Raw genomic sequence first — 21,885 nt, forward strand, 5'->3', positions numbered from 1 at the left:
CCGAAAATAATTCGGGCTTTTTTATTTTATAGATAAATTAAAACTTCCACTGTGCCGAAATTGAAGCATTCAATGGTTCACCCGGCTGAACCCATAAATCGCTATAGCTTGAGACATAGTAGGTTTTATCAAATAGGTTGTTTACGTTCAGTTGATAGCGTAAGCGGTCAGATGGAGCATAGTAAGCATTTAAGTTTACGAGGGTATAGCTTGGTAAATTAAAGCCATTATCAAGGTTATGTCCGCTACGCTCGCCTACATAGGTAAGGTTGGCACCTACACCTGCTTTTGTTGAGCCTTCTTGTAGAAACTCATAATTGGTACTTACAGCACCTTGGTGTTTTGGAACATTACTTAGACGTGCACCTTTTGCCAAGTCTTGGTCTTTTTCAATTTGAGCATCGGTATAGCTATAGTTGGCATTGACGAACCAGCGGTCAGTGATTTGGCTATTTAAGTCAAACTCGATTCCTTTACTGCTGACTTCACCTGCTGCGGTTTGAAAGTTACTGTCGATTGGGTCAGTTGTGAGTACATTTCGTTTTTTCATTTTAAACAGAGCGAGACTCAGCACACTTTGGTCGTTTATTTTATATTTGGTACCGACCTCATAGCTTTCGCCTTTTTCAGGAGCGAAGGTTTGTCCATTTCGGTTCATACCACTATTCATGGCAAATGAGCGGCCATAGTTTGTATAAAATGCCCACTGGTCAGAGGCTTTAAAATTTACTCCGAAACGTGGACTATTTTGGTGAAGCGTCTGGTTGCTTTCAGTCTGAGTCAGGTGATTTTTAAAGTCTTGTTCGACCTGATCAAAACGGTTGCCAAATAGCACACTCCACTCGTCATTAAAAAAGATCTGATCTTGTACATTAAGCGCAAAGTAACGCTGCTGTTCTTTTGTATTGGTAAATGGTGCTAGGTTTGGTAAATATTTGCCATATTCAGGTTGGTAAATATCAATTGTGTTAGGCATGCTAGCACTATGATTACGACGAAGCTGGTTTTGTTTGTAGTCGAGTTGACCAAGTTCGGTTGAAAGTAAAATTTCATGGCGAGCCCAAGACGTATCAAGCTTGCCAAGTAACTCTGTCTGAGCCAGCACATCTTCGCTTGTATAATCACGATAGCGACGTTGACGCTCTAAAGTACGTCCATCGGCTTGCATACGCCGTGGCTCGGTTGCAAAGCCGACCATTTTAGCGTCTTTATAGCTAACCGCACTATTTAGCTTCCAGTCAGGGTTAAATTCGTGACTCAGACGTAATTGGTAAAAGTAATCTTTTATTTTTAAATCGCCATCGTCAGGTTCACCTGTAAAGGTTTTCGGGTCCATCACAAACTGATGATTGACTGTGCTTACACCACGGTCAAAGGTTCCTTTATGCTCTGTAAATTCACTGTCAAAGTCGAGTTGCGTTTGGTCTGAAATTTTCCATGTGAGCTGTGGTGAAAAGAACCAGCGTTCACTGCTGACATGATCACGAAAGCTTTGATTATCTTCGTGAGCCACTGCTACACGATAGGCCAGTTCATCGTTTATAGGCGCCGTGTGTTCCAGACTAATTCGATATTGTTCTTGGGTATTGGCACGTAGGTTAACTTCACTTTCGCTTTCCCACTGTGGTTTTTTACTGTTGAGGTTAAGCAAACCACCTGTTTCGCCGCGACCATATAAAGCCGCCATAGGCCCTTTTAAAAACTCTAAAGATTCAATATTTACGACATCTTTAGGAGCGCTAATCCCTCGGTTGACACTCAAGCCGTTACGGATCATAGAGGCACCTAAATTGGGGTCGGTACTAAAACCACGGAAAGAGTAATTATCCCAAAAGCCGCCACCAAAACTGTTTTGATGAAAAACCCCACTCACCAAGCTTAATGCGTCATCAATCCGTTGAACGTCTTGTTGTTCTATCATTTGTTTTGAAACATAAGCACGGTTAAAAGGGACATCTAAAACATCGTGAGCAAATTTAGTCGCCGAGCTATTTTGGCTCATACCTTCTTGGGTACTTTCAGCCTGAACGCGTATGGTCTCAAGTACCGTTGACGTTTCTTCTGCCCAAGTGAATGTCGATATAAATGATAGACCCAACGAAGACAACAATCCTAATTTGTGTTGCATAAATAATCAGCCATAAAAGACAAAAGAACCATAATGTAATAGTATAACGTTACATTATTTTATTGATTACTGCTATGTCTTTAGAAAAAAATATTGAACGTTTACAGTCGATTGATGCATTGCGTGGTTTGGTTATCCTCATTATGTTGCTCGACCATGTAAGAGAAACTTTCTATTTACATAAACAGGTTACCGATCCAATGGACGTAACAGTAACAGAACCAGCATTATTTGGCAGTCGTTTATTGGCCCATATTTGTGCTCCGGTTTTTGTACTTTTAACCGGTATTTCTGCATTTTTATTTCAATCAAAAAAACAGGACTTACAACAAACGCGTACCTTTCTATTAAAACGCGGCTTATTTTTAATTGTGTTAGAGCTTACGCTGGTGAACTTTGCATGGACAGCAACTTTTCCACCCGAAGTCATTTATTTACAGGTGATTTGGGCAATTGGTATTAGCATGGTGGTGCTAGCTTGCTGTGTAAGTTTGCCTTTGCCAATTCTTGCTGGTATAGCGTTGGTGATTATTTTTGGGCACAACTTATTAGATTCTGTGCACTTCTCACAAGGCATTCTACAAAATATATGGTTCGTTTTACACGAACGTGGCTGGCTTGAGTTTGCGGGCATTAAGCTTCGCACAAGCTATCCGGTTTTACCTTGGATTGGTGTGATTTTATTGGGCTACGTATTAGGCCAGTTGTTTAGTTCAAAATATACAGCAAAGCAAAGAGGCCGCGCTTTACTTAGTTTAGGTTTCGCAAGTATTGGGTTGTTTGTTTTACTACGTTTTATCAATGTTTATGGTGACCAGCCGTGGCAGCATTTTGAGTCATTACAACTGAGCCTCATGAGCTTTTTTAACCTCACCAAGTATCCGCCGTCTTTACTGTTTATTTTGCTAAATGTTGGGATCGGATTAATTGTACTGACTGCTTTTGAACGTATGCAGCAATACTCATTTCTAAAACCATTGGTTGTATTTGGCTCGGTGCCGATGTTCTTTTATTTACTGCATTTATATGTGCTGAAACTGATGTATGTATTTGCGCTAAGTATGTGGGGAGCTAACTATGGAAGTTATTTGTCGGTCAGCCATGTGTGGATGCTGTGGTTAATCACAATTGTGCTGTCTTTTGCACTCTATCCAGCAGTTAAATGGTTCTCTAAGTTCAAGCACCAAAACAAACATATTTCGATTTTAAAATATTTCTAATTTCCAAAACGTAAGTAAAGCGAGTTCAATAATGCTCGCTTTACTTGCTTACATCTAAATACAGAGTTTCTTTCACTTCTTCCATGACCACATAACTGTGTGACGATGCCGAAGCGGGAAGTTTCTTTAATAGATCTCCCAATAAGCGACGGTATGCGCTCATTTCTTTTAAACGCGCTTTTACAAGGTAGTCAAATTCACCTGAAATAAGATGACATTCGAGTACTTCAGGAATCTCAACGAGATCTCTGGCTACTTGATCAAATACATCGCCAGATTTGGCAGATAACTTAATTTCTAAAAAGACCAGCAGGTTACGGTCAACGTAGGCGGGGTTTAGCCGTGCGTAATAACCCATAATAATGCCATCGCGCTCAAGGCGTTTTACTCGCTCTGAACAGGGGGTGGTAGAGAGGTTGACTCTCGATGCCAATTCACTAATCGCAATTCGTCCTTCACGCTGCAAAATGTCCAGAATCATGCGATCTATACGATCTAACGGGCGCATAGATATTTCCTCTTTTTTTAAAATTCTCGCGAGAAAAACATAAAATTACCTAGATTATAGCCTAAAAAACAGTGAAATAAACTATTGAAGCAGAAATATACTAGTGAAATAAACTGGTGTGCGTGAGGGAATGGAAATGCGCGTAATTGTTTTAGGTAGCGGCGTTATTGGAGTGGCAAGTGCCTATTATCTGGCTCGACAAGGAGCCGAGGTTACTGTTCTTGATCGCCAGTCAGGTCCTGCTGAAGAGACAAGTTTTGGTAACGCAGGTCAAATTTCGCCTGGGTATTCGACCCCTTGGGCAGCACCAGGAATCCCTTTTAAAGCTGTGAAATGGATGTTCCAACATCACGCACCGCTTGCAATTAATTTAGATGGCAGCATGTGGCAATTACAGTGGATGGCGCAAATGCTGAAAAACTGTAATCCGCAAAGTTATGCTGTGAACAAAGAACGTATGATGCGTGTGGCTGAATACAGCCGTGACTGTTTACGTGAACTCAGAAAAGATACGGGTATTCACTACGAAAACCGCGCTAAAGGTACGTTGCAGCTATTCCGTAAAGAAGCACAAATGGAAGCGGTTCAACGCGACATTAGCGTGCTTGAAGAGTGCGGCGTAAGCTACGAATTATTAAATGGTAACGAACTTGGTCGTGTAGAACCAGCGTTGGCAAATGCACAAGATAAACTCGTTGGTGGTTTACATTTACCAAATGACGAAACAGGTGACTGTTATTTATTTACCAATGCTTTAGCTCAAATTGCTAAAGAGTTGGGTGTTAACTTCCAGTTTAATCAGAACGTAGAAAAATTGATTGTTGAAGGCGATCAAATTAAGGGCGTTCAGGTCAATGGCAAGGTCTTAACCGCAGATCGTTATGTACTAGCGTTTGGTAGTTATTCACGTGATTTCTTGAAACCACTTGATCTACAGTTGCCTGTATATCCTGTGAAAGGTTACTCGTTGACGATTCCTATTGTTGACCCTGCTTTTGCTCCGCAATCTACAGTGCTTGATGAAACCTATAAAATCGCGATTACTCGTTTTGACCAACGTATTCGTGTAGGTGGAATGGCAGAGTTAAGCGGTTTCAATTTGGGTCTAAACGAAGACCGCCGTGCAACCTTGCAAATGGTGACTCAAGACTTGTTCCCGGGCGGCGATATGGCACAGGCGTCTTTCTGGACAGGTTTACGTCCAATGACACCAGACAGTACTCCAATTATTGGTGCGACTCGCTTTAAAAATCTGTTCTTGAATACAGGTCACGGTACTTTAGGTTGGACCATGGCGTGTGGTTCAGGAAAATTAATCAGTGACATCGTATTGAATCATAAGACTGATATCAGTACCGATGGCCTTTCAATTCAGCGTTATTCACACGCCCACGCAGCTTAACGGACGTTAGGAAAGTAAATCATGCCTCGTCCTATTACCGCAGTGATCCACCATCAAGCTTTACAAAATAACTTGGTGGTGGTGCGCAAGGCTATGCCAAACAGTAAGGTTTTTGCCGTTGTAAAAGCCAATGCTTATGGACACGGAATTGAACGTGTTTATGAAGCATTTAAAGCAGCAGATGGCTTTGCCTTACTTGATCTTGATGAAGCAAAACGAATTCGTGCTCTAGGTTGGACAGGTCCAATTTTATTGCTCGAAGGAGTTTTCTCTCCTCAAGATTTATTTGATTGTGTGCAGTATCAGCTTAGTTTCACCGTTCATAGTGAAGCGCAAATCGAGTGGGTAGAAAAGCATCCTTATCCGGCTCAATTTGATGTTTTCTTGAAAATGAACAGTGGTATGAACCGTCTTGGTTTTAAACCACAACATTATGTGCAGGCTTGGGAACGTTTAAATAACTTGGCAAATGTGTCCAAGATTACGCACATGACGCATTTTTCAGATGCAGATGCAGATCGTTTCGGTCAGCAAGGTATTGATTATCAAATTACTGCCTTTGAAGAAATTGTGAAGGATTTACCGGGTGAAAGATCGGTAAGTAATAGTGCGGCAATTTTGCGCTATCAAGACCAGCTCAAATCAGATTATGCCCGCAGTGGCATCATGCTCTATGGCAGCTCGCCAGATTACCCAACGCATAGTATTGCAGATTGGGGCTTGCAGCCGACCATGAGCTTACGCAGTGAAATTATTTCCGTTCAGCATTTAGAGCCGAATGAAAGCGTAGGTTATGGCTCAAACTTTGTCGCAGAGCAACCCATGAGGATTGGGATTGTGGCTTTCGGCTATGCCGATGGTTATCAACGTATTTCGCCAACAGGTACTCCAGTTTTAGTGGACTCAGTACGCACGCGTACAGTTGGCCGCGTCAGTATGGATATGTTGGCAGTCGATTTAACGGGGATTGAGAGTGCCAAAGTCGGTAGTGAAGTGGTGCTCTGGGGGCAATCAAGTACAGGCGTCATTTTACCTATAGATGATGTCGCAGTTTCATCCGGTACGGTGGGTTATGAACTGATGTGTGCTGTCACCGCCCGTGTTCAATTTATTAATCAGGTATAAGGAAATCCGAATGTCTAATTCAGATATACAAAAGATCAACACCAACGAAGTCATGAGCGCCGTGACTGTTTTTAACAAAGTGGTTTATCTGTCAGGTCAGGTGCCTAAAAATACCGAACAAGACGTGGCAGGCCAAACTCGTGAAATTCTTGCAACAATTGATGAACTTTTGGCATTAGCCAATACCGATAAATCTCGCTTGCTCTCTGCGCAGCTCTATTTGAAAAATCTTTCTGACTTTTCAACCGTAAATGCAATTTGGGTTGAATGGTTAAAAGGGTGTGTTGCTCCATCGCGTGCCACAATTCAGGCCGATTTGGTCAATCCGGATTGGCTCATTGAAATTGCCGTGACGGCAGCACAAAAGTAATTCGGCTTTACTCCAAAAACGATGATGTATCTAACAGAAGGAAGATAGATACGGTTTAACCAGTCGTTTTTTGGTGAACAGATTCAGTGACCTATGGCATACGGTTCAATTTTCGCCATAGGTTGCTGATCTTAACAAAGGAATTCAAAAAGGAATTTTAATATGACAACGGCTCGTCATTCAGATACGGAAAATTCTCCCGATCATCTGCAACGAAAACTGTCTAACCGTCATTTACAACTGATTGCAATTGGCGGTGCAATTGGAACTGGCCTATTTATGGGCTCAGGTAAAACCATCTCCCTCGCAGGTCCTTCAATTCTCTTTATTTATATGATTATTGGAGGCATGTTCTTTTTCTTAATGCGTGCAATGGGTGAACTACTCCTTGCAAATCTGCATTACAAATCTTTTGTTGATATGGCTCATGACCTGATTGGTCCTTGGGCCGGTTACTATTTGGGTTGGACCTATTGGTTAGGTTGGGTGCTGGTCGGTATTGCGGACCTTTCAGCAGTCATTAACTATTTGAGTTTCTGGTTGCCAGATGGTGCAAGTTTTTCTCCAATACAGCAGGCTATGATTAGTGCTGGCTGTGTGTTGTTTGTGATGGGTCTTAATCTCCTAACAGTACGTCTATTTGGTGAAATTGAGTTTTGGTTTGCCCTTATTAAGATTCTGGCAATTATTGGCCTGATCGGGGTAGGTGGCTATATGATTTTCAGCCATTTCCAAGCTCCGCAAGGCGCTGTTGCCAGCATTAGTAATGTCTGGTCACATGGCGGTTTATTTCCGAAAGGTACAGAAGGCTTTTTGGCAGGATTCCAGATTGCCGTTTTTGCTTTTGTCGGTGTTGAGTTGGTTGGTACGACAGCTGCTGAAACCAAAGACCCGCAGAAGAACTTACCAAAAGCAATTAACGCGATTCCGGTACGTATTATCCTCTTCTACGTGCTAGCACTATTTATTGTGATGTCAGTAACCCCATGGGACCACATTCGTGCCGATAAAAGCCCATTTGTTGAGTTATTCTTAAATGCGGGTATTCCGGTTTCTGCAATTATTATGAACTTGGTTGTTCTGTCATCGGTGATGTCTTCAATGAACAGCGGTGTGTTTTCAACCAGTCGTATGCTGTTCGGTTTATCAAAAGATGGTCAGGCACCGGGTGCTTTTGGTCGTTTATCAAAACGTGCAGTACCGTCAAATGGTTTGATTTTCTCTTGTACTTTCATTATGGGTGGGGCAGTGCTTCAGTACTTTGTTCCAAACACGATGGAGGCATTTACGTTGGCAAGTTCACTTTGTGTGATTCTATTCATTAGTGTGTGGAGTCTCATTATGGTGTGCTATTTACGCTATCGTAAATTACGTCCTGAATTACATGAAAAATCGACATTTAAAATGCCGGGTGGCATTTTGATGAGTTATGTTGTTTTGGCATTTATGCTTTTTACTTTAGTCATCTTGGCATTAGAGCCAGATACTTTGAAAGCTTTATATGTCAGTCCGGTATGGTTAGTTATTTTAGGTGTTACCTATCATGTGTTGTATAAACCACGCATGAAAAAGCTAGGACGTGAACTCGTTAACGATCATTAAGTTTTATTAAAAAGCCAATCAATCATGATTGGCTTTTTTTATTTTCATCAGTTTTTTTATCGGAATAATATTGTTTATTTTTGAATCAATAGCACAGTTTTGAGGGGGGGAGTAAAGCGACATCTAGCATTATCACATGCTAAACTCCGGCTAATCTGGTGAATCGAGATTGGATAATTAAAATTGCCGTGAAGGCAGTACATAAATAATGCAACTTAAAAAATAGGGACAAAAGATAGATCAATTAAGGAAAAAATATACTTGAACATCTTGTCCTGAGGTATAGACTCAGCAACCCACGATATACGGTTCGTTTTCTCCCTATAGGTTGCTGATTTAAATTAAGCAAAATATAAAAAGGACTTCTAATATGACAATGGTTCATCATTCAGATGAGGCAGGCTCCCCTGATCATTTACAACGGAAATTAAGTAATCGCCACTTACAGCTCATTGCAATTGGCGGCGCAATTGGTACCGGTCTATTTATGGGCTCGGGCAAAACCATCTCTCTCGCAGGTCCTTCAATTCTTGTAATCTACATGTTAATTGGTGGAATGTTCTTCTTCCTTATGCGCGCATTAGGTGAATTACTACTTGCTAATTTACATTACAAGTCATTTGTCGACATGGCGTATGACCTAATTGGTCCGTGGGCTGGCTACTATATAGGTTGGACCTATTGGTTAGGCTGGGTACTGGTCGGTATTGCCGATCTTTCTGCGGTTATTAACTATTTAAGTTTCTGGTTACCCCAAGGCGCCAGTTTTTCACCCATGCAACAAGCGATGATTAGTGCAGGCTGTGTACTATTCGTCTTAAGCCTTAACCTTCTTACAGTGAAGTTGTTTGGTGAGGTTGAGTTCTGGTTTGCGCTTATTAAGATTTTAGCCATTATAGGTTTGATTGGTGTGGGCGGCTACATGATTTTAACCCACTTCCAAGCTCCTCATGGTGACGTGGTAAGCATCAGTAACGTCTGGTCACATGGTGGTATATTTCCAAAAGGTGTAAGCGGGTTTTTGGCAGGTTTCCAGATCGCCGTATTTGCCTTTATTGGTGTTGAGCTGATTGGTACAACTGCTGCTGAAACGAAAGATCCAGAAAAGAACCTACCAAAAGCAATTAACGCGATTCCGGTACGTATTATCCTGTTTTATGTGTTAGCACTTTTTGTGGTGATGTCTGTAACGCCTTGGGATCATATTCGTGCCGATAAAAGCCCGTTTGTTGAGTTGTTCTTAAATGCAGGTATTCCTATTTCTGCAATTATTATGAACTTGGTTGTGCTGTCGTCGGTCATGTCTTCAATGAACAGTGGCGTATTTTCAACAAGCCGTATGTTGTTCGGCTTATCAAAAGATGGTCAAGCGCCGGGTATATTAGGACGTTTATCAAAACGTGCCGTACCTTCAAATGGTTTAATCTTCTCATGTATTTTCATTATGGGTGGGGCAGTGCTTCAGTACTTTGTTCCAAACACAATGGAAGCATTTACTCTGGCAAGTTCACTCTGTGTAATCTTGTTCATTAGCGTGTGGATTTTGATCATGGCTTGCTATTTACGTTATCGTAAAACTCGTCCTGAACTTCATGCTGCATCAACCTTTAAAATGCCGGGCGGCGTGTTAATGGCGTATGCGGTTATAGCCTTTTTCTTGTTTACTTTAGTGATTTTGGCATTAGAGCCAGATACATTAAAAGCGCTCTACGTCAGTCCGGTATGGGTGGTGGTTTTAGGTGTGACTTACTATGCATTCTATAAGCCGCGCATGAAAAAATTAGGCCGAGAAATCTTTTAATTATCCTTTCTCGATTTACCAAAAAGCCAATCATCATTGATTGGCTTTTTTATTAAAAGATTAATCGACCAGCAAATGTTGATATTTATCAGCTTGTTTACGCAAGTAATCCCAGACCAGTTTAATGCGCGGCTCATGCTGTAAATCAACGAAGGTCAGCATCCAGAAGGTATGGGTAAAACGAACTTGTTGCTCTAATACCTCTTCGAGCTCAGGTTTGTCATCTGCTAAAAACTTCGGCAAAATTGCAAGCCCTGCACCAGCACTCACTGCAATTTGTTGGGCCAAAATACTGCTACTGCGAAAGTTAGCATTCAGCTTTAAAGGTAAACGTTCTAGACAATACAGCTCCGGACTATACACCAGATCATCAATATAATTTACAAAGCGATGCTGAGTTAAATCTTCTAAACCACGAATCGGTGGATTTTGTGCTAGATAGCTCTGGCTGCCATAAATTTTTAAGCAGTAGTCTGATAAGCGCGTAATGATATAAGGGCCCGAGGTTGGGCGTTCAATGGATACCACAATATCTGCTTCACGATGCGAAAGCTTAATCATTTTTGGCACGGGTATTAGATCGATGGTAAGCAGTGGATACTGAATAGAGAACTCAGCCAGTAAGCGGGCTAAAAATGCAGTTCCAAAGCCCTCAGGTGTGCCAATTCGCACACGTCCTTGTAAAGGTTGATGCGGTTTTTCAATTTGTAAGAAAGCTTGTTCCATTTGCTCAACTCGAGGGACAAGTGCCATCCCTTCGAGAGTTAACTCATAGCCCGTTGCTTCACGCTTAAATAGCGTCGTACCTAAAGCAAGTTCTAGGGCCTGAATCCGTCTAGCTACCGTACTATGTTCAACACCAATAATACGTGCAGCATTGGTTAGAGTTTTAGTGCGTGCTAAAACCAGAAAAAACTGTAGATGATCCCAATCCACTTTCATTTTTGTTGTTGTCCCTGTGCATATTTGCACAACAATCGTGCATGAATTTGCGTTGGTGGTCAAAGATTTCTTTGTTAGTCTCAAATAAAACCTGAATAAAGAAAATACGTAGAAAAGTATTTTCTAATAACTGAACACAATAAAAATATGACCTACGGAGAGGTTATGAACACAATCCAGAAAATCGAATTGGACACCGCTAAATTACTTATTAACGGACAGTTTATCGAATCTAAAACCCAAGAATGGCAAGACATTATTAACCCTGCAACTCAGGAAGTGATTGGCCGTGTGCCTTTTGCAACGGTTGAAGAAGTCGACGCTGCTATTCAAGCTGCACAAGATGCTTTTACTTCTTGGCGCCAAACCCCAATTCAGGCACGTATGCGCATCATGCTTAAGCTACAAGACTTGATTCGTGCCAACATGAAAGAAATTGCACAAGTATTGACGGCTGAACAAGGTAAAACCTTGGCAGATGCTGAAGGCGATATTCAACGTGGTCTAGAAGTGGTTGAACATGCCTGTTCAGTTGGTACTTTACAAATGGGTGAATATGTTGAAGGTGTAGCACGTGGTGTAGATACATATACCTTGCAACAACCTTTGGGTGTTTGTGCGGGTATTACGCCGTTTAATTTCCCAGCCATGATCCCGCTTTGGATGTTCCCAATGGCAATCGTGTGTGGCAATACCTTCGTTTTAAAACCATCAGAACAAGATCCGTTATCAACCATGATGCTGGTTGAACTTGCGATTCAAGCAGGTATTCCAGCAGGTGTGCTGAACGTTGTGCATGGTGGCAAAGAAATGGTTGACCGTTTGTGTACCCATAAAGACATTAAAGCGATTTCATTTGTAGGTTCAACTGCGGTTGGAACACATGTTTATAACCTTGCAGGGCAACATGGTAAACGTGTGCAAGCCATGATGGGCGCAAAAAACCACGTGGTTGTTATGCCAGATGCCAATAAAGAACAAACGCTAAATGCCTTAGTGGGCGCAGCGTTTGGTGCTGCGGGGCAACGCTGTATGGCATTGTCGGTTGCAGTGATGGTTGGCGACAGTAAACAGTGGATTCAAGAGTTAGTTGAAAAAGCGAAAACTCTAAAAGTAAATGCAGGTCATGAACCAAATACTGACATTGGTCCAGTGATTTCAAAACGTGCCAAAGCGCGTGTAATTGACTTGATTAATAGCGGTGTTGAGCAAGGGGCAGAACTTCTACTCGATGGTCGCAATGTGCAAGTGCAAGGCTATGAATCGGGTAACTTTGTGGGTGCTACGATTTTTAGTGGCGTAAATACCGACATGCGTATCTATAAAGAAGAAATCTTTGGGCCGGTACTTTCAATTATTTGTGTCGATACACTCGATGAAGCAATTGCTCTTATCAATGCCAACCCATTTGGTAACGGTGTAGGTCTATTCACACAAAGCGGTGCTATTGCACGTACTTTCCAAAACTTGATTGATATCGGCCAAGTCGGTATCAACATTCCAATTCCTGTACCTGTTCCGTTCTTTAGTTTTACCGGCTCAAGAGGCTCAAAACTCGGCGACTTGGGACCATACGGCAAACAGGCTGTGCAGTTCTATACCCAAACCAAAACCATTACCAGCCGTTGGTTTGAAGATAGCCATGAAGTTGGCGGTGTAAATACAACCATTAGTTTACGTTAAGGGGATCACGGATGAATATCGCCTTTATCGGTCTAGGCAATATGGGCGGCAGAATGGCCCAAAATCTATTAAAAGCCGGACTCAAAGTTTATGGTTACGACCTCAGTGAAGTTGCTATTCAGCACTTCGCCGAGGCAGGTGGCATAGTCTGCGACAGCCCCCAGAATGCAGCTAAACAAGCAGATGTAGTCATTACCATGTTGCCTGCGGCGAAGCATGTTAAAGAGGTTTACTTGGGTGAAAATGGTGTCTTGGAAGTGCTAAAAGCAGGTAGCTTATGCATTGATAGCAGCACTATTGACCCGCAAACTATTAAAGACATTGCTGCTGTTGCACATAGCAAAAATATTAAAATTTGTGATGCACCAGTTTCTGGTGGAACCATTGGTGCTCAAGCAGGAACCTTAACCTTTATGGTGGGTGCCGATGAACAAACCTTTAACGAAGTAAAACCTGTGCTCAGCCATATGGGCAAAAATATTGTTCATTGTGGTGATGTGGGTGCAGGACAAATTGCCAAAATTTGCAATAACCTGATTTTAGGCATTTCAATGGCTGCGGTGGCCGAAGGCATGGCACTCGGTGTGAAGCTAGGCATCGACCCACAAGCATTGGCAGGGGTAATTAACACCTCAAGTGGTCGTTGTTGGAGTTCGGATGTATGTAACCCATGGCCACACATTAATGAAAATGCGCCCGCATCTCGAGGCTATCAAGACGGTTTTGCAACTCAGCTAATGCTAAAAGATTTAGGACTCGCTGTAGAAGCCGCAGGCCAAGTCAAACAGCCTGTTGTATTAGGTGGTATGGTGCAACAGCTTTATCAGCAAATGTGCATGCGTGGTAATGCCAATCTCGATTTTTCGAGCATTATTCAGCAATACCTACCACAAGAGGCATAACGGTAAAGCCAAAGGATGGCTTTAAACCAATAAATCAAACCCTGTCGTGAATAACAACAAATCCGGACTGAGGGAAAAGATATGATGGATTATCAAAATGCTGTACAGGCTTTCGATTTGGAAAGCACTGCTAAACAGATGTTGTCAGGTTCACTCGATGCACTGAACGCTTGTTATGAATGCTGTGATCGACATGCAGATGGCGACAAAATTGCGCTGTATTGGCAAGGAAAAGACGGTCGCAAAGAGCAATATACCTTCCGTGAGCTAAAAGAATGGTCGAGTCAATTTGCTAACTTTTTAAAAGCTCAAGGTATAAAAGCAGGCGACCGTATTTCAGGCTTATTGCCAAGAACACCTGAACTGATTGTAACCATTTTGGCGGCTTGGCGAATTGGTGCTGTGTACCAGCCTTTATTTACTGCCTTTGGCCCAAAAGCGATTGAGCACCGTATTCAGCTTGCACAAAGCAAGTTGGTGGTGACCGATATGGGTAACCGTAGCAAGCTCGACGAAATTGAAAAGTGTCCTGCAATTATGACGGTGGCCGATGCACAAGGTACTGCGCTTAAAGCAGGGGATTTTAATTTTTGGAATGAAGTGAAGCAGCAGTCCGATCAATGTGATCTGGTAATGCGTAACATTCAAGATCCTTTCTTGCTCATGTTTACTTCAGGTACAACAGGGCCTGCTAAACCGTTGGAAGTGCCATTAAAAGCACTGATTGCTTTTGGTCGATATATGCAAGATGCCATTGGTTTAACCGAAGAAGATTCATTCTGGAATATTGCCGACCCGGGGTGGGCGTATGGCTTGTATTATGCGATTACTGGGCCGTTATTTTTAGGTCATGCCACTTTGTTTTATGAAGGTGGGTTCAGCACAGATAGCCTATGCCAAATTGTGAAAGATTATAAAGTTAACAACTTGGCAGGTGCACCAACAGCTTACCGCATGATGATGGCAGCAGATCCGGTACAAATGGCGCCGTTAAAAGGTCAGTTCCGTGTGGTGAGCAGTGCAGGTGAGCCGCTTAACCCGGAAGTCATTCGCTGGTTTAAACAAGTCTTAGACGCTCCAATTTATGACCATTACGGACAAACCGAAGTTGGCATGGTGGTGTGTAATCATCATGGTTTAAAACATGAAATTCATGCTGGCTCAGCAGGTTTCCCAAGTCCGGGCTATCGTGTTGCGATTGTTAATGAACAAGGTGAAGAACTTCCGCCAGACACACCGGGAATTTTAGCAGTCGACATTAGCCAGTCTCCAATGATGTGGTTTGGTGGCTATAAAGAAAGCCGTAAATCACCTTTCGTTGGTCATTACTACTTAACGGGTGATACTGCCGAACTTCATGCCGATGGCAGTATGAGCTTTGTAGGCCGTAGTGATGATGTAATCACCACATCGGGCTATCGTATTGGGCCTTTTGATGTAGAAAGCGCACTGCTTGAACATGATGCTGTGATTGAAGCCGCAGTAATAGGCGTGCCTGATCCGGATCGTACCGAAGTGGTCAAGGCCTTTGTAATTTTAGCTGCGGGCGTACAACCTTCAGATGCACTTGCTGAAGAACTCAGCCAGTTTGTGAAAAGACGACTTTCTGCTCATGCTTACCCACGATTAGTTGAATTTGTGAGTGAATTACCTAAAACTCCAAGTGGCAAAATTCAGCGCTTTTTATTGCGTAATCAAGAAATTGCTAAACAACAAGCTAAAGCAGGGTAAAGGAAATAATAATGCAATTTACCGAAGAACAATTACTCATTCGTGATATGGCGAAAAGTTTCGCCCAAGAACAAATCAAGCCTAATGCCAGTGATTGGGATCGAGACGGGACTTTCCCAAAAGACACTCTGACTCAAATGGGACAACTCGGTTTTATGGGAATGCTTGTTTCAGAGCAATGGGGCGGTTCAGACACGGGTAACTTAGCCTATGTACTGGCACTCGAAGAAGTTGCGGCGGCAGATGGTGCAACCTCAACCATCATGAGCGTACATAACTCGGTTGGTTGTGTGCCTATTTTAAAGTTTGGTACCGACGAGCAAAAAGAGCGCTTTTTAAAACCTCTGGCACAAGGTGAAATGATTGGAGCTTTTGCCTTAACCGAACCGCATACAGGATCGGATGCGGGAGCCATTAAAACCCGAGCGGTGAAAGATGGCGACGATTACATTTTAAATGGTGCCAAGCAGTTTATTACCTCAGGTAATAATGCCGGTGTCATTATTGTGTTTGCCGTGACCGATCCGAGCGCGGGCAAAAAAGGTATTAGTGCCTTTTTAGTCCCACGCGAGACACCGGGTTATGAAGTGATTCGTGTTGAAGAAAAACTCGGTCTGCATGCTTCAGATACGTGTCAGATTGCTCTGACCGATGTGCGCATTCATAAAAGTCTCATGCTGGGTAAAGAAGGTGAGGGCTTGAAAATCGCTCTTGCCAATTTAGAAGGTGGGCGTATTGGTATTGCCGCACAAGCAGTCGGTCTAGCACGGGCAGCGCTCGAAGAAGCAACTCGTTATGCCAAAGAGCGTATTACTTTTGGAAAACCAATTTTTGAGCATCAAACCATCGCATTTCGCCTTGCCAGTATGGCAACCGAAATTGAAGCAGCGAGACAACTGGTTCATTACGCTGCACGTCTCAAAGAAGCAGGCCAACCGTGTCTCAACGAAGCCTCAATGGCTAAGTTATTTGCTTCAGAAATGACTGAGCGTGTGTGCTCAAGTGCCCTACAAGTGTTTGGTGGCTATGGCTATCTCAGAGACTTCCCAATTGAGCGTATTTATCGTGATGCGCGTATTTGTCAAATTTACGAAGGCACAAGTGATATCCAACGTTTAGTCATCGCACGTAGTCTATAGAACCAGAACAAGGAATAAATAATGCAGTGGCAAAGTATTTTATTAGAAAAGCGTAATGGGGTTGGACTGATTACCTTAAATCGCCCTCAAGCGCTCAATGCTTTAAACAGTGAATTAATTAGTGAAATTAATCAGGCATTAGATCAACTCGAAAAAGACAGCGAAATTGGTTGCATCGTATTGGCAGGCTCAGAAAAAGCTTTTGCCGCAGGGGCCGACATTAAAGAAATGGCCGATTTGGCTTTCCCCGATATTTATTTAGATGACTTTTTTCATCTTGCAGACCGTATTGCACAGCGCCGTAAACCTTTAATTGCTGCGGTGAGTGGCTATGCCTTGGGTGGTGGCTGTGAGCTGGCGCTTATGTGTGACTTTATTTATTGTGCGGACAACGCCAAGTTTGGTTTACCCGAAGTCACTTTAGGGGTAATTCCGGGCATTGGTGGGACACAGCGTTTAACCCATGCCATTGGTAAAGCTAAGGCAATGGAAATGTGCCTTACCGCTCGTCAAATGGGCGCAGTAGAGGCAGAACAAAGTGGTTTGGTTGCACGTGTGTTTAGTAAAGAAGAATTACTTGAACAAACCTTGCAAGCCGCTGAAAAAATCGCAGCACGGTCTTTAACTGCAAACATGATGCTCAAAGAAACCATTAACCGAGCTTTTGAAGTGAATCTTACCGAAGGTTTACGTTTTGAACGCCGCATGTTCCACTCAATTTTTGCAACTGCGGACCAAAAAGAAGGCATGCAGGCCTTTGTTGAAAAACGGCAGGCAAATTTTAAAAATCAGTAAGAGATCAATAAAATGAATACAGAAAATCACTTAATGATTGAGCGACAAGGTAAGCTCGGCGTGATTACGTTAGATCGTGTGACTCATCTCAATGCATTGTCGCTAGATATGATTGAAGGGATTGGTGCCCAATTGGAACTGTGGCGAAATGATGCTGCTGTTCAGGCGATCTTAATCAAATCAAATAGCCCAAAAGCCTTCTGTGCAGGTGGTGATATCCGCTATCTCTACGACAGTTATAAAAATGGCACAGCCGATTACAAAGGCTACTTTAGTGCCGAATATAAAATGCTCAATACACTGCGCGAATATGAAAAGCCAATCATTGTTGTGCTTGATGGCTATGTATTAGGCGGTGGTTTTGGCTTGGCTCAGGCGTGTCACATTGTGGTAAGCAGTGAAAAGTCCAGATTTGCCATGCCTGAAACAGCGATTGGTTTTTTCCCTGACGTTGGCGCAACTCATTTCCTGTCTCGCCTTGATGATATTGGCGTTTATATGGCAATTACGGGTGAGCAGATTAGTAGTAGCGATGCGCTCTATCTCGACTTAATTGACTACCATGTGCCAAGCGATCAGTTACAAGCTTTACAAGACGCTCTCGTTGAAGCGCCAAGTTTAAGCAAAGAGGGAATTGAACGCATCATTACCCGATTTATTACTCGGCCTGTCGAAAGTGAGCTTAAACAACTTGCCGAAGGCATCCGTAAACACTTCGGATATCAGCATTTAGATGAGATTGAGCAAAGCCTTGAAAATGAACAGGATGAAAGCTTAAAGGCTTGGGCGAGTAAGATGCTTAGTATTTTGCAGCAGCGTTCATTTATTGCCAAACAAACCAGCTTGAAACTGCAATATTTAGGGCGCGGTCTTTCACTACAGCAGTGTATGCAGCTTGAGCGTGATTTACAGGATATCTGGTTTGAGCATGGTGACTTTATTGAGGGCGTTCGTGCACTGATTGTCGATAAAGATAAACAACCACGTTGGCAAGAACGTAATCCGGAGTTAGAGCAAATTTTAGAAAAACTAAGCTAACCCATTTTAAAAACACACAAAAAGCTTAAGGAGATCAAGCGAGACCTGAACATGCTTATGGACAGGACAGATCATAAGCATAAAAAGACAAAACAAGAAAATCTAAAAAGGACATTACGATGCAAACAATACATGGAAACGGTTCACATCCTAAAAAGTCGTCACATCGATTAGCAGGCATCTCTAGCATGGTTGGCACCACGATTGAGTGGTATGACTTTTTTGTTTATGGTGCAGCAGCAGCGCTCATTTTTAACAAGTTATTTTTCCCTAATCTGGACCCACTTACAGGTGTGCTTGCAGCATTTGCAACCTATGCCGTTGGGTTTATTGGGCGGCCTTTAGGCGGCTTGGTCTTTGGTCATTTCGGTGACAAGATTGGTCGTAAGTCAATGTTGTTGCTAACGCTGATGCTCATGGGAATTCCAACCGTACTGATTGGCCTCTTACCAACTTATGAATCAATTGGATATTGGGCCGCAATTGGTTTGGTGATCTTGCGATTTATTCAAGGTATGGCCATGGGCGGTGAGTGGGGCGGTGCCGTGCTTATGGCAGTAGAACATGCACCCGAAGGTGGTAAAGGGTTCTGGGGAAGTTTGCCACAGGCGAGTACAGGTGGGGGCTTAATGCTCGCCTCAATCGCACTAGGACTGGTATCGTTATTACCTGAGCAAGCACTGTTTAGCTGGGGCTGGCGGTTACCATTTCTTGCCAGCATTATTTTACTGGCAGTGGGCTGGTATATTCGTGTAAAAGTGCCTGAGTCACCAGACTTTGAAAAAGTAAAACAGCAATCTGAAGAAGTCAAAGTTCCTGCCTTTCAGGTTTTTAAAAATCATCCAAAACAGCTTATCACCATTATTCTGGCGCGTGCTGCTGAAAATGCATGGTTTTATATTGCGTCAACATTTACTTTGGCTTATACCACTGCACAACTTGGTATTCCCCGCCAAGATATTTTATTTGCCACCATTTGCGGTGCAGCCGTGATTTTATTTATGACGCCGTTATGCGGACATTTGTCCGATAAAGTCGGTCAACGCAATATGTTTATGTTTGGTCTATGCGTATTAGCACTTTACTGCTATCCATTTTTTAGCATGCTCAATACCAAAGATCCTGTACTGGTCTGGACGGCAATTGTTTTGGCAATTGGTGTGGTGTTTCCAATTATGTATGCGCCACAAGCTCAGCTTTTTGCGCGTCAATTTCCTGCGGAAATTCGCTACAGCGGTATCTCGATTTCAGTACAGTTGGCAGGTGTTTTGGGTGGTGGTTTAGCCCCTATGATTGCCACCAAGCTGCTCAGTATTGGGCAAGGTAACCCATATTTAATTATGCTTTATATTGGAAGTATGGCTGTCGTTGCAATTATATCGACATCATTTATGCCGCGTGATGGAAACTCTAAAACGGATGAGACTTATTATAAAAAAGCAAACTTAAATTTAAAAACCAAGATTGATTGATACGCGTTATTTATTCTTCGTAATAAGCGTATTTCTTGATTATAAAAAAACTAGGTTAACTCATGTCCGAGAGACAAGAGTTAACCTTTAAACCATTACACATCAATTAAACAGGCAAACATAGAATAGCCATCAATCGTCATTGGTGGGCCTGCACGATGGGCGCGAAAACCAGCAGCACGTAATAAACGCTCTACACCTAGAGGAGAGGTCGTAATAAGTTGTTTGGCCCCTTGTTCTCTTGCAAAGTTAATCGCTTCTTGCAAAATTGCAATAGAAACTGGCGATGACACTGCTTGACTTGCTGTTGTAGGCGGATTTGAAAAATCTACGGCTGAAAACCTTGATAATTCCCAAATTTCTGGGGAACACGGGAGAGGTATTCCATTCAGTAATTGAGGAAATATTTCACCAAGTAAATACGGTTGAGTCGTAGGTAGTAATCTGGCACAGCCAATAATATTAGAGTCTCTATCTTGAGCGACCACATAAGCTGTATCGACTTTATCAAATTGATCGAGTTCTTCATTATGTGGGCAGTTTAACTCCCATCCCAAATGCTCAACAAATACCTTATAACGGTAACTTTTAAATTTGCTATATAAGCCTTCTGAAAAATTGTTTTGAAATCCAGCAATAATATTCACTACAAGTGCTTCCACTTATTTTTGATGTGACTTTACTGAACAGCTGGAAAGGCGGTAACTGTAAAAATTTACAGGTTTCTAAGAGAAATTCAGACTTACTTTAGGCTTGGTTAAGCTTGTATTGATTTGAGCATAAATGAACTGTTCCCAGAACAAAATATCTATCTTCCTTTTGATTAATGTTTCAGTGCTATCAAATCCAATATCTGTACCAGATATATCAACAATCATAATATTGCTTCTAGGCAAACCAGTTCGTTTTAAAGTAACAAAACCGTTTTGTTCAACGAATTCCCAGTCCCATCCTGTACTTAAAGCAGGAGTTTTTAATGTCGCCCATTCAGTAAAACCATAATAAACAATTTGAGATTTTTCAATTTGGGTTGATTCAACGATAGATACAACGTGTTGAAAAGGGTAATTCATGAGTTGGTTCTCATTCATACGAATAAAACCATCTGTCGAAATTGAAAAATGAGGGGTAATGTTGGCCATGCTACCTGTTCAAGTACCCTGAAATAGAAATCTTTTGATAAATACCATAAATTATTGCCAATTAAATACTGTTATGTTTAACAGGTTAAATATAATTTGCCCTATATCGTTAAGCTATTCTTATTGGAAGATTATTCAAGTATTAAGGTTGGCTAAAGTAAAAAATGATTATCTTGTAGTTATAATATAAAAAATGCTTTTGACAATGCTCAATTGACTTACTTTTTTTAGCTTTTTTAGGTGGCTTTTATACTTGTTATTAAAACAATAGTTTTAACTAAAATAAGCCACCATGTAATTATTTGATTTGCTAAATAATTATTTATTTTTTAGTTTGAATATATAATGATTGGTAAAATTATATTTCTTGGGTCATTGTTGAAATGTATTATTTAATTAAATTAATAAAATATAATTTCAAGATTAAATAATGAGCATTGTTTTTTTATTTTAAAAACTATGTTTTTTGGAATAAAATGCATCCTGTAAAATTTAATTTTTTCAAGCATAATCTGTATATTGAATAGGCTTTGTTGCATAAAGCCTTTGACGGCAGAGTTTTCCTAAGTTGCTAAAATTTAGGTTACAACTTGGGTATGAGGTCTGCCTAATTCTGTAAATTTATTTAATACGGCTACGCGTGCATGGATCTCATTCACTTGGCTGTCAAAATTCCTAGCACTGAGTTTATCGCCTAATAACTTGATGCAATGCATCTTAGTTTCAACCAAACTTCGCCGATGATAGCCTGACCATTTTTTCCATAGTGTGCTGCCTAAACGTTTAACTGTTCGAAGTAATTCATTTCGCTCTAGCGAGCTGATCTTTGTATCTTTCCATGGTTTCGCATTTTTTCTAGGTGGAATCACCGCATGCGCTTGCCTA

19 protein-coding genes are annotated in these 21,885 nt (G+C 41.8%); 13 read left to right on the plus strand and 6 right to left on the minus strand.

Annotated elements, in window-relative coordinates; genetic code table 11:
- Nucleotides 1-37: 37 nt before the first annotated feature.
- Nucleotides 38-2,128 (minus strand): TonB-dependent receptor, encoded by a 2,091-nt coding sequence (locus tag J576_RS11355; RefSeq protein ID WP_025467859.1) that lies wholly within the window; start codon nt 2,126-2,128, stop codon nt 38-40.
- Between the two features lie 74 nt (nt 2,129-2,202).
- Here J576_RS11355 and J576_RS11360 point away from each other — a divergent pair, with 74 nt between their 5' ends.
- On the plus strand, nt 2,203-3,348 hold the full coding sequence (locus J576_RS11360) for an acetyltransferase domain-containing protein (RefSeq protein ID WP_002050550.1): 1,146 nt from the start codon (nt 2,203-2,205) through the stop codon (nt 3,346-3,348).
- Nucleotides 3,349-3,388: 40 nt separating this feature from the next.
- On the opposite strand, the gene J576_RS11365 is transcribed toward J576_RS11360, so the two are convergent.
- Entirely contained in the window at nt 3,389-3,856 is a 468-nt protein-coding gene (locus J576_RS11365; RefSeq protein ID WP_001247568.1) for an Lrp/AsnC ligand binding domain-containing protein, read from the minus strand.
- Between the two features lie 136 nt (nt 3,857-3,992).
- Here J576_RS11365 and J576_RS11370 point away from each other — a divergent pair, with 136 nt between their 5' ends.
- The 5 genes from J576_RS11370 (at nt 3,993) to J576_RS11390 (ending at nt 10,156) form a co-directional block, all read left to right on the plus strand.
- Complete coding sequence (locus J576_RS11370) at nt 3,993-5,258, plus strand: D-amino acid dehydrogenase (RefSeq protein ID WP_001263980.1); 1,266 nt, start codon at nt 3,993-3,995, stop codon at nt 5,256-5,258.
- A 21-nt stretch (nt 5,259-5,279) separates the two neighbouring features.
- Nucleotides 5,280-6,383 (plus strand): alanine racemase, encoded by a 1,104-nt coding sequence (gene alr, locus J576_RS11375; protein WP_033855601.1) that lies wholly within the window; start codon nt 5,280-5,282, stop codon nt 6,381-6,383.
- 10 nt (nt 6,384-6,393) lie between these two features.
- The gene (locus tag J576_RS11380; protein WP_002050487.1) at nt 6,394-6,753 is read left to right on the plus strand and encodes a RidA family protein; all 360 of its coding nucleotides are present in this window, start codon (nt 6,394-6,396) and stop codon (nt 6,751-6,753) included.
- Between the two features lie 162 nt (nt 6,754-6,915).
- Complete coding sequence (locus tag J576_RS11385; protein ID WP_002050482.1) at nt 6,916-8,355, plus strand: amino acid permease; 1,440 nt, start codon at nt 6,916-6,918, stop codon at nt 8,353-8,355.
- Between the two features lie 370 nt (nt 8,356-8,725).
- Nucleotides 8,726-10,156: an amino acid permease gene (locus J576_RS11390; RefSeq protein ID WP_002050498.1), complete on the plus strand. Its 1,431-nt coding sequence runs from the start codon at nt 8,726-8,728 to the stop codon at nt 10,154-10,156.
- Nucleotides 10,157-10,216: 60 nt separating this feature from the next.
- Here J576_RS11390 and J576_RS11395 read toward each other — a convergent pair whose 3' ends face one another.
- Nucleotides 10,217-11,098, minus strand: coding sequence for a LysR family transcriptional regulator (locus tag J576_RS11395; protein WP_002050510.1), 882 nt, complete (start codon nt 11,096-11,098; stop codon nt 10,217-10,219).
- Between the two features lie 165 nt (nt 11,099-11,263).
- On the opposite strand from J576_RS11395, the gene J576_RS11400 reads away from it, so the two are divergent.
- The 7 genes from J576_RS11400 (at nt 11,264) to J576_RS11430 (ending at nt 19,858) form a co-directional block, all read left to right on the plus strand.
- Entirely contained in the window at nt 11,264-12,781 is a 1,518-nt protein-coding gene (locus J576_RS11400; RefSeq protein ID WP_002050534.1) for a CoA-acylating methylmalonate-semialdehyde dehydrogenase, read from the plus strand.
- 11 nt (nt 12,782-12,792) lie between these two features.
- The gene (gene mmsB / locus J576_RS11405) at nt 12,793-13,683 is read left to right on the plus strand and encodes a 3-hydroxyisobutyrate dehydrogenase (RefSeq protein ID WP_002050555.1); all 891 of its coding nucleotides are present in this window, start codon (nt 12,793-12,795) and stop codon (nt 13,681-13,683) included.
- Nucleotides 13,684-13,764: 81 nt separating this feature from the next.
- A complete protein-coding gene (locus J576_RS11410) occupies nt 13,765-15,414 on the plus strand; it encodes an AMP-binding protein (protein WP_025467860.1) in 1,650 nt (549 codons plus the stop codon).
- 11 nt (nt 15,415-15,425) lie between these two features.
- Nucleotides 15,426-16,553: an acyl-CoA dehydrogenase family protein gene (locus tag J576_RS11415; RefSeq protein ID WP_002050572.1), complete on the plus strand. Its 1,128-nt coding sequence runs from the start codon at nt 15,426-15,428 to the stop codon at nt 16,551-16,553.
- Nucleotides 16,554-16,574: 21 nt separating this feature from the next.
- Nucleotides 16,575-17,348 (plus strand): enoyl-CoA hydratase, encoded by a 774-nt coding sequence (locus J576_RS11420; protein WP_002050554.1) that lies wholly within the window; start codon nt 16,575-16,577, stop codon nt 17,346-17,348.
- Nucleotides 17,349-17,360: 12 nt separating this feature from the next.
- A complete protein-coding gene (locus J576_RS11425; RefSeq protein WP_002050504.1) occupies nt 17,361-18,386 on the plus strand; it encodes an enoyl-CoA hydratase/isomerase family protein in 1,026 nt (341 codons plus the stop codon).
- A 119-nt stretch (nt 18,387-18,505) separates the two neighbouring features.
- Nucleotides 18,506-19,858 (plus strand): MFS transporter, encoded by a 1,353-nt coding sequence (locus tag J576_RS11430; RefSeq protein WP_002050568.1) that lies wholly within the window; start codon nt 18,506-18,508, stop codon nt 19,856-19,858.
- Between the two features lie 95 nt (nt 19,859-19,953).
- Here J576_RS11430 and abaI read toward each other — a convergent pair whose 3' ends face one another.
- The 3 genes from abaI to J576_RS11445 all read right to left on the minus strand — a co-directional run.
- Nucleotides 19,954-20,520, minus strand: a complete 567-nt coding sequence (gene abaI / locus J576_RS11435) for an acyl-homoserine-lactone synthase AbaI (protein ID WP_081400959.1) — start codon at nt 20,518-20,520, stop codon at nt 19,954-19,956.
- Between the two features lie 63 nt (nt 20,521-20,583).
- On the minus strand, nt 20,584-21,000 hold the full coding sequence (locus J576_RS11440) for a DUF4902 domain-containing protein (protein WP_002050480.1): 417 nt from the start codon (nt 20,998-21,000) through the stop codon (nt 20,584-20,586).
- A gap of 578 nt (nt 21,001-21,578) precedes the next feature.
- A partial coding sequence (locus J576_RS11445; protein WP_033855602.1) for an IS5/IS1182 family transposase occupies nt 21,579-21,885 on the minus strand: 307 nt, incomplete at its 5' end.

Source organism: Acinetobacter sp. 766875 (genome assembly GCF_000582055.1).
Classification (GTDB): domain Bacteria; phylum Pseudomonadota; class Gammaproteobacteria; order Pseudomonadales; family Moraxellaceae; genus Acinetobacter; species Acinetobacter nosocomialis.

Excerpts from the sequence above, each read along its gene's own strand:
- J576_RS11365 (WP_001247568.1), bottom strand. The coding sequence starts at position 3,856 with ATGCGCCCGTTAGATCGTATAGATCGCATGATTCTGGACATTTTGCAG.
- J576_RS11380 (WP_002050487.1), top strand. The coding sequence starts at position 6,394 with ATGTCTAATTCAGATATACAAAAGATCAACACCAACGAAGTCATGAGC.
- J576_RS11420 (WP_002050554.1), top strand. The coding sequence starts at position 16,575 with ATGCAGTGGCAAAGTATTTTATTAGAAAAGCGTAATGGGGTTGGACTG.
- J576_RS11400 (WP_002050534.1), top strand. The coding sequence starts at position 11,264 with ATGAACACAATCCAGAAAATCGAATTGGACACCGCTAAATTACTTATT.
- J576_RS11360 (WP_002050550.1), top strand. The coding sequence starts at position 2,203 with ATGTCTTTAGAAAAAAATATTGAACGTTTACAGTCGATTGATGCATTG.
- J576_RS11385 (WP_002050482.1), top strand. The coding sequence starts at position 6,916 with ATGACAACGGCTCGTCATTCAGATACGGAAAATTCTCCCGATCATCTG.
- J576_RS11390 (WP_002050498.1), top strand. The coding sequence starts at position 8,726 with ATGACAATGGTTCATCATTCAGATGAGGCAGGCTCCCCTGATCATTTA.
- J576_RS11440 (WP_002050480.1), bottom strand. The coding sequence starts at position 21,000 with ATGGCCAACATTACCCCTCATTTTTCAATTTCGACAGATGGTTTTATT.
- J576_RS11410 (WP_025467860.1), top strand. The coding sequence starts at position 13,765 with ATGATGGATTATCAAAATGCTGTACAGGCTTTCGATTTGGAAAGCACT.
- alr (WP_033855601.1), top strand. The coding sequence starts at position 5,280 with ATGCCTCGTCCTATTACCGCAGTGATCCACCATCAAGCTTTACAAAAT.
- mmsB (WP_002050555.1), top strand. The coding sequence starts at position 12,793 with ATGAATATCGCCTTTATCGGTCTAGGCAATATGGGCGGCAGAATGGCC.
- J576_RS11415 (WP_002050572.1), top strand. The coding sequence starts at position 15,426 with ATGCAATTTACCGAAGAACAATTACTCATTCGTGATATGGCGAAAAGT.
- J576_RS11425 (WP_002050504.1), top strand. The coding sequence starts at position 17,361 with ATGAATACAGAAAATCACTTAATGATTGAGCGACAAGGTAAGCTCGGC.
- J576_RS11370 (WP_001263980.1), top strand. The coding sequence starts at position 3,993 with ATGCGCGTAATTGTTTTAGGTAGCGGCGTTATTGGAGTGGCAAGTGCC.
- J576_RS11395 (WP_002050510.1), bottom strand. The coding sequence starts at position 11,098 with ATGAAAGTGGATTGGGATCATCTACAGTTTTTTCTGGTTTTAGCACGC.
- J576_RS11430 (WP_002050568.1), top strand. The coding sequence starts at position 18,506 with ATGCAAACAATACATGGAAACGGTTCACATCCTAAAAAGTCGTCACAT.
- J576_RS11355 (WP_025467859.1), bottom strand. The coding sequence starts at position 2,128 with ATGCAACACAAATTAGGATTGTTGTCTTCGTTGGGTCTATCATTTATA.